The organism is Bacteroides sp. NSJ-48, assembly GCF_014287405.1.
Lineage (GTDB): Bacteria > Bacteroidota > Bacteroidia > Bacteroidales > Bacteroidaceae > Bacteroides > Bacteroides stercoris.
The window spans coordinates 16529-34899 of record NZ_JACOOD010000003.1; the positions used below are offsets into that span (position 1 = coordinate 16529).

The window sequence follows — 18371 nt, forward strand, 5'->3', positions numbered from 1 at the left end:
AATGAAAAAAACAACATTTTTCTTACTATCTCTACTGACTGTATTCGTTTTCACAGCTTGTTCTGACGGGCTTGACAACATCGAATACAACAGAAACAGTGATGTAGTTTTAGCCACTCCCGAAGCAACTGCAACGGGCACCTCACTGAACGTTAAATCATCAATCACCGGCAATCTAAGCAGCGTAGTCAAGAGGGGATTTTGCTATAGTGTAAATGTCTCAAATCCTACTATCAAAGACCAGGTGATAGAAGCGGATGAAAATTTCAGTGCCACCCTCTCCGGATTGAAAATCAATACTCCTTACTATATACGTGCATACGTTTATGGTAACAGCCGGTACACTTACTCGGAAACATTCACGTCGACCATAGAAATCACAGACCTTAATGAACAATTAAAGAATTATATGGCTCCGGAATACGAAGATAATTATGCGAGCATTGCAAGCTGGTCCAATCGTACTCAATGGAACTTGGCAAACGTGCACGATCCCAGCGTAGTGCTTGCCGAAGACGGATACTACTATATGTACCAGACAGATGCCTCCTACGGCAATGCACATACAGGACATGGGCACTTTCACGCCAGACGCTCCAAAGACCTCGTGAATTGGGAATACCTGGGCGGAACCATGCCGAAGCTTCCCGACTGGGTGATGCCGAAGTTAAATGAGATACGCAAAGCAATGGGATTGACAGCAAGCACTGCCGCAGAAAGTGACTTCGGATACTGGGCGCCAAATGTGCAGAAAGTTAAAAACGGACTGTATCGCATGTACTACTCCATCGTAGTACCCGGCTATCTGGACGGCGGAACCGGAGCAACCGCCTGGAGTGAACGTGCCTTTATCGGCATGATGGAGAACAGCAACCCTGCCAACAACAGCGATTGGGTGGACAAAGGATATGTAGTGACCAACGCATCGGACAAGGGATTGACCTTCAACATACCCAGCACCCAATACGACAACTGTTATTACAAATGGAATGCCATCGACCCCTCTTACATCATTACTCCTGAAAATACCCACTGGCTGATATACGGTTCATGGCATAGCGGTATCGTTGCTATGGAGTTGAATGTCGAAACAGGAATGCCTAAACAAGACTTAGGTGTACCCTGGGCAGAAGGAAGTGCTCCGGCGGAATACGGACAGTTGATAGCCACCCGCGACATCAACAACCGTTGGCAAGCCAGCGAAGGCCCTGAAATCATCTACAATGCCGAGACAGGCTACTACTATCTGTTCGTAGCATACGATGCACTGGACATACCTTACAATACACGCGTATGCCGTTCCAAGAGCATCACCGGCCCTTATATCGGCATCGACGGCGCCAATGTCACCGAAGGAGCGGAAATGCTGCCGGTGGTAACACACCCGTACAAGTTCGGCAAGAGCAACGGCTGGGTAGGCTTCTCACATTGCACCATCTTCAACGACGGCAAAGGTAATTGGTATTACGCTTCACAAGCACGTCTTCCCAAAAGCGTGGACAACGCTATTATGCTAGGACATGTACGCAGCATCCGTTGGACCAAAGACGGTTGGCCTTTGGTTATGCCCGAACGCTACGGAGCCGTACCCCAAGTAGCCATTACCGAAGAAGAGCTCATCGGAAACTGGGAACACATAGACTTGTCCTACTCTTACGGAGTTCAAAAAGAATCTGCAACCATGACGCTGGCCGCCGACCACACCATTACCGAAGGAACATGGAAAGGCGGCACATGGAGCTATGATGCAGAACTGCAAATTTTGACAGCAAATGGAATAGACCTTTACCTGCAACGGGAAGTTGACTGGGAAGCCAGTCCCAGAACACCTACCATCGTCTATGCCGCTTACGGAAGTAACCATAAGACATATTGGGGTAAAAAAGTAAAATAAGTATTCTTTCAGACATTAAAACAGCTTTGAGATATACAAATTTCAAAGCTGTTTTTTTCTTTTATGTTACATAACATACAAAAGTGTATATATTACACCAAATAAAAGTGTTACTTTTACACCCGAAATAAGATAATAATCTAATTTTCAAATTAAATAACACCATGAAAAATCACATTCTTATTGCCGGAATAGCTACATTAATGTTAGCTTCCTGCGCTCAGAAAAGTCAAACGAAACTTACTCTTTCCGGTCTTAACCCGACAAAATTTCAAACTGTAGTGAACGATGCCCAGACAGATCTTTACACATTAAAGAATAAAGCGGGCATGGAAGTATGCATCACTAACTTCGGTGGACGTATCGTATCTATTATGGTACCTGACAAAAACGGGGAAATGAAAGATGTTGTCCTTGGCTTCGACAGTATAGCCGACTACATAAACGTTCCAAGCGATTTCGGTGCATCTATCGGACGTTACGCCAACAGAATCAACCAGGGCAAAATGGTATTGGATGGGGATACGATTCAATTGCCGAAGAACAATTTCGGACATTGCCTGCATGGCGGTCCTAAAGGATGGCAATATCAAGTGTATGAAGCCAACCCCATTGATGAAACCACTTTGGAGCTGACCCGCTTCTCTCCGGACGGAGACGCAAACTTTCCGGGCAACTTAACTGCCAAAGTTCTTTTCAAGTTGACAGACGATAACGCCATAGATATCAAATATAGCGCAACTACTGATAAAAAAACAGTTATCAACATGACCAACCATTCCTACTTCAATCTATCCGGAAATCCGTCTAAAGCAGCCACAGACCACATACTATATGTCAATGCTGATAATTACACTCCTGTAGACCAAACTTATATGACTACCGGAGAAATTGTACCGGTAAAAGATACTCCCATGGATTTTACTACTCCCAAAGTCGTAGGCCAAGATATTACCAATTTTGATTTCATACAATTGAAATATGGTAACGGATACGACCATAACTGGGTATTGAACACCAATGGCGATGTTAAACAACTTGCCGCCAAGCTCACCTCTCCTGAAAGCGGAATCAGCTTAGAAGTATACACTAATGAACCTGGTATCCAGGTGTATACAGGAAATTTCCTAGACGGAACTGCAAAAGGGAAAAAAGGGATCATCTACAACCAACGCGCTTCCGTATGTCTGGAAACACAACATTATCCAGATAGCCCCAATAAGCCACAATGGCCTTCTGTTATTCTGGAACCGGGACAGACTTACAACAGCGAATGTATTTTCAAATTCTCAGTAGAAAAATAAATAATAACTTTTAAATCATTATTATCGTGGGAACATTAGATTGGGTAGTCATTGGAATATTCTTCCTGGCTCTGATAGGTATTATTGTTTGGGTAGTCAAACAAAAGCAGAATGATTCGGCTGACTATTTTTTAGGTGGACGTGATGCCACATGGCTCGCCATAGGTGCATCCATATTTGCATCCAACATCGGTTCAGAACACTTAATCGGATTGGCCGGTGCCGGCGCATCCAGTGGTATGGCAATGGCGCACTGGGAAATACAAGGTTGGATGATCTTGATTCTCGGATGGGTATTTGTACCATTCTATTCACGAAGCATGGTATACACAATGCCCGAATTTCTGGAACGCCGTTACAATCCACAGTCGCGTACTATTCTTTCTGTCATTTCATTAATTAGCTACGTGCTGACCAAAGTAGCCGTAACTGTATATGCCGGTGGACTTGTATTCCAGCAGGTATTCGGTATCAAAGAACTGTGGGGAATAGATTTCTTTTGGATTGCAGCAATCGGCTTAGTTGTATTGACAGCACTTTACACAATATTTGGCGGAATGAAATCCGTACTTTATACCTCGGTACTGCAAACTCCTATCCTTCTTTTGGGTTCACTTATCATCCTCGTTCTCGGTTTTAAAGAATTGGGCGGTTGGGATGAAATGATGAGCATATGCAGTGCAGTTACAGTCAACGAGTATGGAGATACCATGACCCAACTTATCCGCGATAACAATGATCCCAATTTCCCATGGCTGGGTGCATTGGTTGGTTCGGCCATTATTGGCTTCTGGTATTGGTGTACTGACCAATTTATTGTACAACGCGTACTTTCCGGTAAAAACGAAAAAGAAGCCCGTCGTGGTACTATTTTCGGTGCATACCTGAAACTATTGCCTGTATTCCTGTTCTTGATTCCGGGTATGATTGCTTTTGCCCTGCATCAGAAATATATCGGAGCCGGTGGCGAAGGTTTCCTTCCTCTGCTTGCCAATGGTACAGCAAACGCAGATGCCGCTTTCCCTACACTGGTAGCCAAGCTTCTTCCTGCTGGAGTAAAAGGCCTTGTTGTTTGCGGCATTCTTGCTGCATTGATGAGTTCACTGGCTTCCCTGTTCAACTCTTCAGCCATGCTTTTTACAATCGACTTCTACAAACGTTTCAAACCGGAAACCCCAGAAAAGAAACTGGTAGGTATCGGACAGATTGCAACAGTGGTTATTGTTATTCTGGGTATACTGTGGATTCCTATTATGCGTAGTGTAGGTGATGTTCTTTATACTTATCTGCAAGATGTTCAATCTGTATTGGCTCCCGGTATCGCAGCTGCATTTCTGTTGGGAATCTGTTGGAAACGCACTTCTGCCAAAGGTGGCATGTGGGGATTAATTGCCGGTATGATTATCGGTCTCACCCGCTTGGGCGCAAAAGTATACTATAGCAATACAGCAATTACAGACAGCTCAATGTTTAAATATCTGTTTTATGATCTGAACTGGTTATTCTTCTGCGGCTGGATGTTCCTATTCTGTATTATAGTGGTAATAGCAGTCAGTCTGATGACCGAAGCCCCAAGTGCTGAAAAAATACAAGGTTTGGTATTCGGCACATCTACGCCTGAGCAAAAAGCTGCCACACGTGCCAGCTGGAATCACTGGGATATTATCCATACGGTAATCATTCTGGCTATTACCGCGGCTTTCTACTGGTATTTCTGGTAAAAACAGATATAGTGAAAAAAAACTTTTTTTGATGTACATGAAAAATAATCTTTATACGCATGAAAAATAGTTTTTATGTACATCAAACTAAGATATTCTAATTATAAAAACAAAAGACATGGGTAGTTACTACAGTTCCAATCCTAAATTCTATGTAGGTATCGACTGCATCATTTTCGGTTTTAACGAGGGTGAATTAAATCTGTTGTTGCTGAAAAGAAACTTCGAACCTGCAATGGGCAACTGGTCACTGATGGGCGGATTTGTTCAAGAAAGCGAAAGCGTAGACGATGCAGCCAAACGGGTTCTTGCAGAACTGACCGGACTGGACAACGTGTATATGGAACAAGTCGGTTCTTTCGGAGCTATCGACCGAGATCCGGGTGAACGGGTTATCTCCATTGCCTACTATGCACTAGTAAACATCAATGAATACGACAAGACTCTGGTACAGCAGCACAATGCTTTTTGGGTAAATATCAATGAGTTGCCCCCGCTTATCTTCGATCATTCTGCAATGGTAGAGAAAGCACGTACATTGATGCAGCAAAAAACTACTACTGAGCCTATCGGTTTTAACCTGTTACCCCAACTATTTACGCTTTCACAACTGCAGAGCCTATATGAGGCTATTTACGGTGAAAGCATTGACAAACGAAACTTCCGCAAAAGGATAGCCGAAATGGATTATATAGAAAAAACGGATAAAATCGATAAAACAAGTTCCAAACGCGGTGCCGCTCTCTACAAATTCAATGAAAAGGCGTATCGCAAAGCACCTAAATTTAAAATTTAATAACATGCTCATGTGCCCATATTAGCACATTAATCCATTAAACATTATGTTAGAAGAACTGAAAAAAAAGGTATTCCGTGCCAACCTTGATTTGGTGAAGCATGGACTCGTCATCTTCACATGGGGAAATGTATCGGCCATTGACCGGACAACGGGATTGGTTGTTATCAAGCCCAGTGGAGTTAGCTATGATGATATGAAAGCGGAAGACATGGTTGTGGTCGACCTTGACGGCAATGTTGTAGAAGGCAGCCTGAAGCCCTCTTCCGACACTCCTACCCACTTAGTGCTTTACAAAGCGTTTCCGGAAATCGGCGGTGTGGTTCATACACACTCTACGTATGCCACTGCATGGGCGCAAGCCGGTTGTGACATCCCCAATATAGGAACTACCCATGCCGACTATTTCCATGATGCCATTCCCTGCACTACAGATATGACAGAAGAAGAGGTAAAGGGAGCGTATGAGCTGGAGACAGGCAATGTCATCGTGAAGCGCTTCGAAGGATTGAACCCGGTTCATACGCCCGGAGTATTGGTTAAGAATCATGGTCCTTTCTCTTGGGGAAAAGATGCACACGATGCAGTGCACAATGCCGTAGTAATGGAGCAGGTAGCCAAAATGGCTTCAATAGCCTATGCGGTTAATCCGCAACTGACGATGAACCCGCTGCTTATAGAAAAGCATTTCAGCCGTAAACATGGTCCGAATGCTTATTATGGGCAGAAGTAAAATCAAGCATAAAGTATAAGATTATAAAATATAAACAATTAAAACGAAGAACAGTATGAATGCATTTGATCAATATGAAGTATGGTTCGTAACAGGAGCACAGCTTCTGTACGGAGGTGACGCAGTTGTCGCAGTAGACGCACACAGCAACGAAATGGTAAAGGGTCTGAATGACTCCGGCCGTCTGCCTGTAAAAGTTGTATATAAAGGCACTGTCAACTCTTCCAAAGAAGTAACCGCCGCTTTCAAAGCTGCCAACAACGATGAAAAATGTATCGGTGTCATCACTTGGATGCACACTTTCTCTCCTGCTAAAATGTGGATTCATGGCCTGCAAGAACTGAAAAAGCCGTTGCTGCATTTCCACACACAATTCAACAAAGAGATTCCCTGGGAAACAATGGACATGGACTTCATGAACCTGAACCAGTCCGCGCATGGCGATCGCGAATTCGGACACATCGTTACCCGCATGCGCAAAAACCGCAAAGTAGTTGTAGGACACTGGCAAGATGAAAAAGCACAAAAGCAGATTGCTTCATGGATGCGTGTAGCTGCCGCATGGGCCGACGCACAAGATATGCTCATCATCCGTTTCGGCGACCAAATGAACAACGTAGCCGTAACAGACGGTGACAAGGTCAGCGCCGAACAAGTATTGGGCTACCATGTGGACTACTACCCCATTAACGACGTCATGACTTACTATAACGCTGTTGACGATGCTGATGTAAAAGTTCTCGTAGCCGAATACTTCAGACTCTACGACCATGATGCCGCACTCGAAAAAGAAGGAACGGAAGCTTATACCAAAGTATGGAACTCTGCAAAAGCAGAAATTGCTATCCGTCGCGTGCTAAAAGACACCGGTGCTAAAGGCTTCACTACCAATTTCAACGACTTGGGCGACTTCGACCAAATCCCAGGTCTGGCATCTCAGCGACTGATGGCAGAAGGCTATGGCTTTGGAGCAGAAGGCGACTGGAAGACTGCCGCCCTCTACCGCACTACTTGGTTCATGAGTCAGGGCATGCCCAACGGATGTTCTTTCCTTGAAGATTACACACTGAACTTCGACGGTGAAAAGAGCGCCATTCTGCAAGCTCACATGCTGGAAGTCTGTCCGTTGATAGCTGAACAGAAGCCTAAACTGGAAGTACACCGTTTGAGCATTGGTATCGACAGTGAAACAGCACGCCTCGTATTCACCAGCAAACAAGGCAAAGGCGTAGCCGCAACTATCGTAGACTTGGGCAACCGCTTCCGCCTCATTGTAAACAAAGTGGAATGCATCAAGAGCAAACCGCTTCCGAAACTTCCAGTTGCAAGTGCATTATGGATTCCGATGCCTAACCTCGAAGTAGGTGCAGCCGCATGGATTTTGGCAGGTGGTACACACCACACCAGCTTCTCCTACGACCTTACAGTAGAAGACTGGGGAGACTTTGCGGAAATGGCCGGCATCGAAATGATTGTCATCGATGAAAATACCACCATCAACGAGTTCAAAAAGGAACTGCGCATGAATGAGGTATACTATATGCTGAACAAAGCGCTTTGCTAAGAATAACCGCGAATTACTAATTACGGATTACTTTTATGGTATGTGTAATTAGTAATTCGCGATTTATAGCTAACCACTTTTTTACCTTTATAATTACTTAAATCACATGAAATCAGATCCAAAATCAACAATTGAAGCCGGGAAAGCCATTCTTGGTATAGAATTCGGTTCGACACGAATAAAAGCTGTTTTGATTGATCCTGAAAATAAACCCATTGCTCAGGGAAGCCACACTTGGGAAAACCAATTGGTCAACGGGCTTTGGACCTATAGCATCGAAGCTGTCTGGCACGGGCTGCAGGATTGCTATGCAGACCTCCGTACGAACGTAAAAAACTTATACGATACAGAAATAAAGTCTCTGGCTGCAATAGGTGTCAGTGCCATGATGCATGGCTATATGGCATTCAACAAAAAAGAAGAAATCCTCGTTCCGTTCCGTACTTGGAGAAACACCAATACCGCTCAGGCAGCAGCGGCTTTATCCGACCTGTTTGTCTACAACATTCCGTTGAGATGGAGTATTTCCCACTTATACCAAGCTATTCTAGACAATGAGGAACATGTTAAAGACATTGACTACCTGACAACCCTTGCCGGATTTGTACATTGGCAGATAACAGGCCAAAAAGTGTTGGGTATAGGTGATGCATCAGGTATGCTTCCCATAGATCCTACCACCAAGAATTACTCGGCTGAAATGGTAGCCAAATTCGATGAACTCGTTGCCCCGAAAGGCTATGATTGGAAACTTCTGGATATTCTTCCCAAAGTATTGCCGGCAGGTAAGAATGCAGGCTTCCTCACGCCGGAAGGAGCCAAAAGACTTGATGTATCAGGCCACCTGAAAGCAGGAATACCGGTATGTCCGCCCGAAGGAGATGCAGGTACAGGCATGGTTGCAACCAATGCCGTAAAGCAACGCACTGGAAACGTATCGGCTGGTACATCCTCATTCTCCATGATTGTTTTGGAAAAAGATCTGTCAAAACCATACGAAATGATTGATATGGTGACTACTCCTGACGGAAGCCTCGTAGCAATGGTACATTGCAACAACTGCACTTCCGACCTCAATGCATGGGTCAACCTATTCAAAGAATATCAGGAATTGCTGGGTATTCCCGTAGATATGGATGAGATATACGGCAAGCTCTATAACCATGCACTCACCGGCAATACAGATTGCGGCGGTCTTATTTCATACAACTATATTTCCGGCGAACCCGTAGCAGGACTGGCAGAAGGACGTCCACTGTTTGTACGTTCGGCTAATGACAAGTTCAACCTTGCCAACTTTATGAGGGCTCATCTGCACGCTTCGGTCGGAGTTCTCAAAATCGGTAATGACATTCTGTTCAAGGAAGAAAAAATCAAAGTTGACAGAATCACAGGGCATGGAGGATTATTCAGAACCAAAGGTGTGGGCCAGAGAATTCTTGCTGCAGCCATAAACTCGCCAATTTCCGTTATGGAAACAGCCGGTGAAGGCGGCGCATGGGGTATTGCCCTACTCGGCTCTTATCTTGTGAACAACGACAAGCAACAAACTCTTGCCGATTTTCTGGATGAAAAAGTATTTGCAGGAAATGCCGGCATTGAGGTATCACCGACAGCTGAAGATGTAGAAGGCTTCAACGCATACATCGAAAATTACAAGGCGAATCTGCCTGTTGAAGAAGCAGCTGTTAAATCTAAAAGATAATTCCTATAAGATTAAGTCGGTTGCCTTAAGAAAGTTCATTCTGAATAAAAAGGCAAAGACTTAAAAACAATAATGTATGTGATTGTAGCGGGAAGAGCTTAGAGCTGCCGCACAGATGCGCCGGTATCGAAATTACTCCCGCTACGTTTACATACATAAAGTTATTCTTCATACTATAAACACCTGACACAAATGAAATCATCACTTACCTGCCTACTACTTTTCTGCTTTTTCTTAATCGGAAAAGCCCAAACAAGACAAGCAGTATCCTATTTCCCCCTTCAAGACATCAAGCTATTGGAAAGTCCTTTTTTACAGGCACAGCAGACCGACTTGCATTATATCATGGCCATGAACCCTGACCGGTTGCTTGCCCCTTTCTTACGCGAAGCCGGACTTGCCCCCAAAGCTCCAAGTTATACCAACTGGGAAAACACAGGATTGGACGGACACATCGGCGGACATTACATTTCCGCACTTTCCATGATGTATGCCGCTACCGGCGACACGACCGTATACAACCGTTTGAATTATATGCTGAACGAATTGCACCGGGCACAACAAGCCGTAGGTAACGGATTCATCGGAGGAACACCCGGAAGCCTGCAACTTTGGAAAGAAATAAAAGAAGGGAATATCCGTCCCGAAAGTTTCAGCCTTAACGGCAAATGGGTTCCCCTATACAACATACACAAGACTTATGCCGGACTTCGCGATGCTTACCTCTATGCAGGAAGTGACCTTGCACGTCAAATGCTGATTGCCCTCACCGATTGGATGGCAGGCATCACGTCGGGACTCACCGAACAACAGATGCAGGATATGCTGCGCAGCGAACATGGAGGACTGAACGAAATATTTGCCGACGTAGCCGACATCACAGGCGACAAAAAATATCTGGAACTGGCACGCAGATTCTCCCACAAGACACTTCTTGAGCCCCTTATCGGAGGCAAGGACCATCTGACAGGTATGCACGCCAATACACAAATACCGAAAGTCATCGGCTACAAGCGCATCGCCGATCTCACTCAAAACGATGCTTGGGATCAGGCCGCACGTTTCTTCTGGAATACGGTTGTCAATCACCGTTCCGTCTGTATCGGCGGCAACAGTGTACGTGAGCATTTTCATCCTGCGGACAATTTCACATCCATGCTCAATGATGTACAAGGTCCGGAAACCTGTAACACCTACAATATGCTCCGCCTGACGAAGATGCTTTTCCAGACTTCTCCCGACATCCGCTTTGCTGATTATTACGAACGCGCCCTATACAACCATATCCTTGCCTCACAACAACCGGCAAAAGGCGGTTTTGTCTACTTCACCCCTATGCGTTCGGGACACTATCGTGTTTATTCGCAACCGGAAACATCCATGTGGTGTTGCGTAGGTTCAGGGCTGGAGAACCACACCAAATACGGAGAGTTTATTTATGCCCATGCAGAGGACACTTTGTATGTAAACTTATTCATCCCCTCCCGCCTGACCTGGAAAGAACAGAAATTGACACTGGTACAAGAGAGCCGTTTCCCCGATGAAGCGCAAATCAGATTCCGGATAGAAAAGAGCAATAAGAAAACATTCAGCCTCAAGTTCCGTTACCCCTCATGGGCAAAAGGAGCAAGTGTTTCCGTCAATGGCAAAGTGCAGGATATAAACGCCCAACCGGGCGAGTACCTGACGGTTCGCCGCAAATGGAAAGCCGGAGACGAAATCACGCTGAACCTGCCGATGCAGGTCACTTTGGAGCAAATACCCGACCAAGAACATTTCTATGCCTTCATGTACGGTCCCATCGTACTTGCCAGCCCCACCGGTACGGAAAACATGGACGGGCTCTATGCCGATGACAGTCGTGGCGGACACATCGCTCATGGCAAGCTGGTCTCTCTGGAAAAGACGCCGATGTTGATAGGCTCTTCCGCATCATTGCCTCAAGCACTTCGGAAAACGGATGATGAACAGCTATCATTCAGCTATACCGGAAGCGTCTACCCTACGCAGAAAGAAGCGTTACGGCTGATACCTTTCTTCCGCCTGCACGATTCCCGTTATGCCATTTACTTTCATCAGGTGAGCGAAGCCGAGGTAGAAAGTATCCGTCAAGAAATGGAGCGGAAAGAGCGCAAAGCCATGGAACTTGCCAACCAGACAGCAGACATTATTTTCCCCGGAGAGCAACAACCGGAATCCGATCATGGCATCCGGTACGAACAGGCGGAAACCGGAACCGACAGAGACCGTCATTTCCGACGCGCCAAAGGCTGGTTCGGCTACACTCTGAAAACAAACAAGGAAGCAAGCCGGCTTATGATTACTACACGAAAGAATGATCCGATGAAGGTTGCAATCCTTCTCAACAACGAGAGACTGACTGCCAGCCCCACAATCAGCGAAGCGGATAAAGAGGGCTTCGTAACACTCTGTTATCCTTTGCCCCAAAAGTTAGGCGCCGGCAATTATCCGATACGGTTCAGTCCGGACGGCACAGAATGGACCCCGGCTATCTATGAAATCCGTCTACTTGAATAGCCGTATGCCCGGTAAAGCGCCAACAGAATTGAGATTACATCATATTACAAACATCTATTACCAATAAACATTATGAGAAACAAGTTATTATTCAGCAGTGTCCTATTAGCTGCATCTGTATCCTTGTCTGCACAACAAAGTGCTACAATCACGCTTCACGCCGATCAAGGCAAGCAAATTATTCCCAAAGAAATTTACGGACAGTTTGCCGAACATCTAGGTACTTGTATCTACGGAGGCCTTTGGGTAGGCGAGAACTCCGATATACCCAATGTCAAAGGTTACCGTACCGACGTATTCAATGCCCTGAAAGACCTCCAGGTTCCCGTTCTTCGCTGGCCGGGCGGCTGCTTTGCCGACGAATATCACTGGATGGACGGTATCGGTCCTAAAGAGAATCGTCCTAAAATGGTGAATAACAACTGGGGCGGCACTATCGAAGACAACAGTTTCGGCACACACGAGTTCCTCAACCTTTGCGAAATGTTGGGTTGCGAACCTTACATCAGCGGCAACGTGGGAAGCGGAACCGTTGAGGAACTTGCCAAATGGGTGGAATACATGACCTCTGACGGTGACTCTCCAATGGCGAATCTGCGCCGGAAAAACGGTCGTGACAAGGCATGGAAAGTCAAATACCTCGGTGTAGGTAACGAAAGTTGGGGTTGCGGCGGCAACATGCGTCCCGAATACTATGCCGACCTTTACCGCCGTTACTCAACCTATTGCCGCAATTATGACAACAACCGCCTGTTCAAGATAGCCAGCGGTGCCAGCGATTATGACTACGAGTGGACAAAAGTCCTCATGGAGCGCGTGGGCAGCCGCATGAACGGAGTTTCACTCCACTACTACACCGTTAGCGGATGGACCGGCAGTAAAGGCTCTGCAACCCAGTTCGACAAGGATGACTATTACTGGACCATGGGTAAATGTCGTGAAATAGAAGATGTGATCCGCAGACACTGCGCCATTATGGATGAATATGACAAAGACAAGAACGTAGCGCTCATGCTCGATGAATGGGGAACATGGTGGGACGAAGAACCCGGTACGGTCAGAGGCCACCTCTACCAGCAGAACACCATGCGTGACGCCTTTGTGGCTTCCCTGTCGCTCGACATCTTCCACAAATACACCGACCGCTTGAAAATGGCGAACATAGCCCAGGTTGTCAACGTACTGCAATCTATGATCCTGACCAAAGGGAAAGAGATGGTGCTGACTCCCACTTATTACGTTTTCAAGATGTACAAGGTGCATCAGGACGCTACCTACCTTCCCATTGAAATAAGCTGCCAGCAAATGAACGTGCGCGACAAACGTACATTGCCCCTCATCAGCGCTACGGCATCCAAAAACAAAGATGGGAAAATTCATATTTCCTTGTCCAATGTTGATGTAGATAACGAGCAGGAAGTTATTGTAAATCTTCCGGGAATACAGGCTACAAAAGCGGCAGGAGAAATGCTCACTTCCGCACAGGTAACTGATTATAATTCCTTTGAAAATCCCGACAAAGTAAAATTAGTGCCTTTCAAAGAGGTAAAAATCAATAAAGGAATCCTGAAAATAAAACTCCCCGCCAAATCAATTGTTACTGTTGAGTTACAGTAAACCATCAATAAAGACTTATTGTAATCAAAACAAGAAGCGGGTGACAGGGGCAAGAAAAAAGAGACAGGTTCTATGTTGCGGATTTACACATAAAAAGCTATCTTTGTCCCTGTCAAAATCAATAGGCAAGAAAATCAACTCACTAATAAAGTATTCAAATCATAACTATATTTTAATAATATGAACGACAAGAAACTTATGAACCTTGCAGCGGACAACATCCGTATCCTTGCTGCTTCTATGGTCGAAAAAGCCAATTCCGGACACCCCGGTGGCGCTATGGGTGGTGCCGACTTTGTGAATGTACTCTTCTCCGAGTTCTTAGTGTACGACCCCGAGAACCCCGCGTGGGAAGGTCGCGACCGTTTCTTCCTCGACCCGGGACACATGTCGCCGATGCTCTATTCCACATTGGCGTTGGCAGGCAAATTCACATTGGATGAGCTGAAAGAGTTCCGCCAATGGGGCAGCCCCACTCCGGGACACCCCGAACGCGACATTATGCGCGGCATCGAAAACACTTCTGGTCCGTTGGGACAAGGACATACCTTTGCCGTTGGAGCAGCCATCGCCGCCAAGTTCATGAAAGCCCGTTTTGAAGAAGTAATGAACCAGACGATTTACGCCTATATCTCCGACGGGGGCATTCAGGAAGAAATCTCACAAGGTGCAGGCCGTATTGCCGGCGCTCTGGGCTTGGACAACCTCATCATGTTCTATGATGCAAACGACATCCAGCTCTCAACCGAAACGAAAGATGTAACAATCGAAGATACCGCTAAAAAATACGAAGCATGGGGCTGGAAAGTTATCAAAATCGACGGTAACGATGCCGATGCTATTCGTGGCGCGCTCAATGAAGCTAAAGCAGAAACGGAACGTCCCACACTGATTATCGGTCACACCGTAATGGGTAAAGGCGCACGCAAAGCAGACGGCAGCAGCTACGAAGCCAACTGCGCTACACACGGTGCTCCTTTGGGCGGCGACGCTTATGTAAATACAATCAAGAACCTGGGCGGAAACCCGGAAAATCCGTTCACTATCTTCCCCGAAGTAGCCGAACTTTATGCCAAACGCGCTGCCGAGCTGAAGGGCATCATGGCAGAGAAATATGCGGCAAAAGCTGCATGGGCAAAAGCCAATCCCGAAAAGGCAGCCAAACTGGAACTATTCTTCTCCGGCAAGGCTCCCGAAGTGGACTGGGCTGCAATCGAACAGAAAGCCAATGTCGCTACACGTGCCGCATCGGCTACCGTACTCGGCGCTCTCGCCACTCAGGTGGAAAACATGATTGTGGCTTCCGCCGACTTGTCCAACTCCGACAAGACCGACGGCTTCCTGAAAAAGACCCACTCCTTCAAGAAAGGCGATTTCAGCGGTGCATTCTTCCAGGCAGGCGTATCGGAACTGACAATGGCATGCTGCTGCATCGGTATGGCGCTGCATGGCGGCGTTATCCCCGCTTGCGGAACATTCTTCGTATTCTCCGACTACATGAAACCCGCCGTACGTATGGCTGCCCTCATGGAAACTCCCGTAAAATTCATCTGGACACACGACGCATTCCGCGTAGGCGAAGACGGTCCTACGCACGAACCGGTGGAACAGGAAGCTCAAATCCGCTTAATGGAAAAGCTGAAAAACCACAAGGGGCATAACTCCATGCTGGTACTCCGTCCTGCCGATGCGGAAGAAACAACCGTGGCATGGAAACTTGCCATGGAGAACGTGTCTACCCCGACCGCTTTGATATTCTCCCGTCAGAACATCACCAACCTGCCTGCAGGCAACGATTACAGCCAGGCAGCCAAAGGCGCTTATATCGTAGCCGGTTCGGACGAGAATCCGGACGTTATCCTTGTAGCTTCCGGTTCCGAAGTAGCCACGCTGGTGGCCGGTGCAGAACTGCTGCGCAAGGATGGTGTCAAGCTGCGCATCGTATCTGTTCCGTCCGAGGGACTGTTCCGCAGTCAAGCTCCGGGCTATCAGGAGAGCGTGATTCCGGCAAATGCAAAAGTATTCGGTCTGACCGCCGGCCTGCCCGTTACGCTGGAAGGTTTGGTAGGCGCCCACGGTAAGGTTTGGGGATTGGAATCGTTCGGTTTCTCCGCTCCTTACAAAGTGCTGGACGAAAAGCTGGGCTTCACGGCAGAAAACGTGTACAAGCAAGTAAAGGCAATGATTTAATAAAACAACAGTAAAATAATGATAGAGTAATGAGGCGATAAGGTAGAAAAGCCTGCACATGCTGCACTACATCATCACCTCATTGCTCTATCACTTTTTCACATTATCACTCTATCATTTTATTTTATATGAAAACTATTGGACTTTGTTCCGACCACGCCGGCTTTGAACTGAAAGAGTATGTCCGCGGTTGGCTGGAAGCCAAAGGCTGGCCTTACAAAGATTACGGAACCTACTCTACCGAAAGCTGCGACTATCCCGACTTTGCCCATCAACTGGCGCAAGCTGTCGAGGCAGGCGAATGTTACCCGGGAATTGCTATCTGCGGCAGCGGAAACGGCATCAACATGACGCTCAACAAGCATCAGGGCATTCGTGCGGCTCTTTGCTGGACTGCCGAAATTGCTCATCTGGCACGCCAGCACAACGATGCCAATGTCCTTGTCATGCCGGGACGCTTCATCGGCACGGAAGAAGCGGATATGATTATGACCGAATTCTTCAACACTTCGTTTGAGGGCGGACGCCACCAGCGGAGAATAGACAAAATACCGGTACAGGGATAACCCTCGGATTCAAGGAAGCCCTTAACCGGTTATTTTCATCCCGCGAGACGGAATTATTCGCCCTGCGAGATAAAGGAAATCATCCCGCGAGACGATTTATTTCATCTCATGGGATGATTTTTTTCATCTTACGGAACGGATTTTTCTTCATCTCAGTCAATTATTACACCCTTTCAATCAAAAACTAACCTCTGTCACCGGAAGAGTTTTCCTACTTTTGCCTGCGTAATCTATTTACCATTTAAGAACATAAAAGAAAAACGCATGAAGAAAGTAATCGGAATCATCTCCCTGCTTCTATCGGTAACCCTGGCCACCGCCAATCCGATAGACTTTGACAAAGCCTTCAAGGAAAGCGCCAAAATTGAAAAACAAATCAAGCGGACCTCTTTCCCCAAACGTACCTACCTCATCACAGACTTCGGTGCACAACCCGATACGCCGGATGAACCTTGCCATGAGGCTATCAACCGGGCCATCCTGACATGCAGCCTGAACGGCGGCGGAACGGTCGTAGTACCTAAAGGGACTTTCCATACCGGTCCCATCACCCTAAAGAGCAACGTAAATTTTCATGTGGAAGAAGGAGCCGTACTGAAATTCTCCACCGACCAGAGCCTTTACTTCCCTGCCGTCATCACCCGTTGGGAAGGTCTGGACTGCTACAATGCCCGCCCGCTGATATATGCATACGGCGAAACCAACATCGCCATCACCGGCAAAGGGACAATCGACGGTCAGGGTTCCAATGAAACCTGGTGGCCGATGTGCGGCGCTCCGCGCTACGGCTGGAAAGAAGGCATGGTGGCCCAACGCAACGGCGGACGCGAACGTCTGCTGATGTACGGGGAAACATCCACGCCGGTATACAAGCGTATCATGAAACCCGAAGACGGCATGCGCCCGCAGCTCATCAACCTCTATTCCTGCAACACGGTACTGATAGAGGATGTAACCCTGCTGAACTCTCCGTTCTGGGTTATACACCCGTTGTTTTGCGAAAGCCTCATCGTACGTGGCGTGCACGTATTCAACCGTGGACCCAACGGAGACGGCTGCGACCCGGAATCCTGCAAAAACGTACTGATAGAGAACTGTACCTTTGATACGGGCGACGACTGCATAGCCATCAAATCCGGCCGTAACCAGGACGGACGCAAGTGGAACATTCCCAGCGAAAATATCATCGTGCGCGGCTGCTTCATGAAAAACGGTCATGGCGGCGTCGTTATCGGCAGTGAAATATCCGGCGGCTACCGCAACCTGTTCGTTGAGAACTGCCGCATGGACAGCCCCGACCTGGACCGCGTAATCCGCATCAAGACCAGTACCTGCCGTGGCGGACTGATAGAGAATGTATTTGTACGCAACGTCACTGTCGGCCAATGCCGCGAAGCCGTACTGCGCATCAACCTGCAATACGAAAACCGGGAAAAGTGCAATCGCGGCTATGCCCCTACCGTGCGCAACGTACACCTTAAAAACGTGACTTGCGAGAAGAGCAAACTCGGTGTACTCATCATCGGACTTGATGATGACAAGCACGTTTATAATGTAAGCGTGGAAGACAGCCGCTTCAATAACGTCAAGGAAGGTAAAAACCGGATTAGCGGAGCAAAAGATGTCACGTTCAAGAATCTGTATATAAACGGGGAACTTGTGAAATAACCGGTCTCCCCCGACAATCCCTGCTAAAATAAAAGACCGAAGAAGTATATTCCATCTGCACATTCATCAGAAGAG

Annotated in this window: 12 protein-coding genes; all 12 read left to right on the forward strand. The window is 46.9% G+C overall.

Annotation, left to right across the window (positions count from 1 at the left end):
• Position 1: 1 nt before the first annotated feature.
• On the forward strand, positions 2 to 1894 hold the full coding sequence (locus tag H8S52_RS02125) for an arabinan endo-1,5-alpha-L-arabinosidase (protein ID WP_186909244.1): 1893 nt from the start codon (positions 2 to 4) through the stop codon (positions 1892 to 1894).
• A 164-nt stretch (positions 1895 to 2058) separates the two neighbouring features.
• Entirely contained in the window at positions 2059 to 3198 is a 1140-nt protein-coding gene (locus H8S52_RS02130; protein WP_186909245.1) for an aldose epimerase family protein, read from the forward strand.
• Between the two features lie 26 nt (positions 3199 to 3224).
• Complete coding sequence (locus tag H8S52_RS02135) at positions 3225 to 4919, forward strand: sodium:solute symporter (protein ID WP_022104162.1); 1695 nt, start codon at positions 3225 to 3227, stop codon at positions 4917 to 4919.
• A 118-nt stretch (positions 4920 to 5037) separates the two neighbouring features.
• Positions 5038 to 5715: an NUDIX domain-containing protein gene (locus tag H8S52_RS02140; protein WP_186909246.1), complete on the forward strand. Its 678-nt coding sequence runs from the start codon at positions 5038 to 5040 to the stop codon at positions 5713 to 5715.
• Between the two features lie 46 nt (positions 5716 to 5761).
• Positions 5762 to 6448, forward strand: a complete 687-nt coding sequence (locus H8S52_RS02145; RefSeq protein ID WP_117741251.1) for an L-ribulose-5-phosphate 4-epimerase — start codon at positions 5762 to 5764, stop codon at positions 6446 to 6448.
• Positions 6449 to 6503: 55 nt separating this feature from the next.
• Positions 6504 to 8012: an L-arabinose isomerase gene (araA, locus tag H8S52_RS02150; protein WP_186909247.1), complete on the forward strand. Its 1509-nt coding sequence runs from the start codon at positions 6504 to 6506 to the stop codon at positions 8010 to 8012.
• A 106-nt stretch (positions 8013 to 8118) separates the two neighbouring features.
• Positions 8119 to 9717, forward strand: coding sequence for a xylulokinase (locus H8S52_RS02155; protein ID WP_186909248.1), 1599 nt, complete (start codon positions 8119 to 8121; stop codon positions 9715 to 9717).
• A gap of 192 nt (positions 9718 to 9909) precedes the next feature.
• Positions 9910 to 12255 (forward strand): glycoside hydrolase family 127 protein, encoded by a 2346-nt coding sequence (locus H8S52_RS02160; protein ID WP_186909249.1) that lies wholly within the window; start codon positions 9910 to 9912, stop codon positions 12253 to 12255.
• Positions 12256 to 12327: 72 nt separating this feature from the next.
• Positions 12328 to 13872 carry an alpha-N-arabinofuranosidase gene (locus H8S52_RS02165; protein WP_186909250.1) on the forward strand — a complete coding sequence of 515 codons (1545 nt, stop codon included), beginning with the start codon at positions 12328 to 12330 and terminating at the stop codon, positions 13870 to 13872.
• Positions 13873 to 14052: 180 nt separating this feature from the next.
• Positions 14053 to 16062 (forward strand): transketolase, encoded by a 2010-nt coding sequence (locus H8S52_RS02170; protein WP_186909251.1) that lies wholly within the window; start codon positions 14053 to 14055, stop codon positions 16060 to 16062.
• A gap of 128 nt (positions 16063 to 16190) precedes the next feature.
• Positions 16191 to 16628, forward strand: a complete 438-nt coding sequence (rpiB, locus tag H8S52_RS02175) for a ribose 5-phosphate isomerase B (RefSeq protein ID WP_005654942.1) — start codon at positions 16191 to 16193, stop codon at positions 16626 to 16628.
• 264 nt (positions 16629 to 16892) lie between these two features.
• Complete coding sequence (locus tag H8S52_RS02180) at positions 16893 to 18296, forward strand: glycoside hydrolase family 28 protein (RefSeq protein ID WP_117666710.1); 1404 nt, start codon at positions 16893 to 16895, stop codon at positions 18294 to 18296.
• Positions 18297 to 18371 lie beyond the last annotated feature (75 nt).

What these genes read in the sequence shown, in the direction of transcription:
- H8S52_RS02125 (WP_186909244.1), top strand. Translation starts at nt 2, where the DNA reads ATGAAAAAAACAACATTTTTCTTACTATCTCTACTGACTGTATTCGTT.
- H8S52_RS02130 (WP_186909245.1), top strand. Translation starts at nt 2,059, where the DNA reads ATGAAAAATCACATTCTTATTGCCGGAATAGCTACATTAATGTTAGCT.
- H8S52_RS02140 (WP_186909246.1), top strand. Translation starts at nt 5,038, where the DNA reads ATGGGTAGTTACTACAGTTCCAATCCTAAATTCTATGTAGGTATCGAC.
- H8S52_RS02145 (WP_117741251.1), top strand. Translation starts at nt 5,762, where the DNA reads ATGTTAGAAGAACTGAAAAAAAAGGTATTCCGTGCCAACCTTGATTTG.
- araA (WP_186909247.1), top strand. Translation starts at nt 6,504, where the DNA reads ATGAATGCATTTGATCAATATGAAGTATGGTTCGTAACAGGAGCACAG.
- H8S52_RS02155 (WP_186909248.1), top strand. Translation starts at nt 8,119, where the DNA reads ATGAAATCAGATCCAAAATCAACAATTGAAGCCGGGAAAGCCATTCTT.
- H8S52_RS02160 (WP_186909249.1), top strand. Translation starts at nt 9,910, where the DNA reads ATGAAATCATCACTTACCTGCCTACTACTTTTCTGCTTTTTCTTAATC.
- H8S52_RS02165 (WP_186909250.1), top strand. Translation starts at nt 12,328, where the DNA reads ATGAGAAACAAGTTATTATTCAGCAGTGTCCTATTAGCTGCATCTGTA.
- H8S52_RS02170 (WP_186909251.1), top strand. Translation starts at nt 14,053, where the DNA reads ATGAACGACAAGAAACTTATGAACCTTGCAGCGGACAACATCCGTATC.
- rpiB (WP_005654942.1), top strand. Translation starts at nt 16,191, where the DNA reads ATGAAAACTATTGGACTTTGTTCCGACCACGCCGGCTTTGAACTGAAA.
- H8S52_RS02180 (WP_117666710.1), top strand. Translation starts at nt 16,893, where the DNA reads ATGAAGAAAGTAATCGGAATCATCTCCCTGCTTCTATCGGTAACCCTG.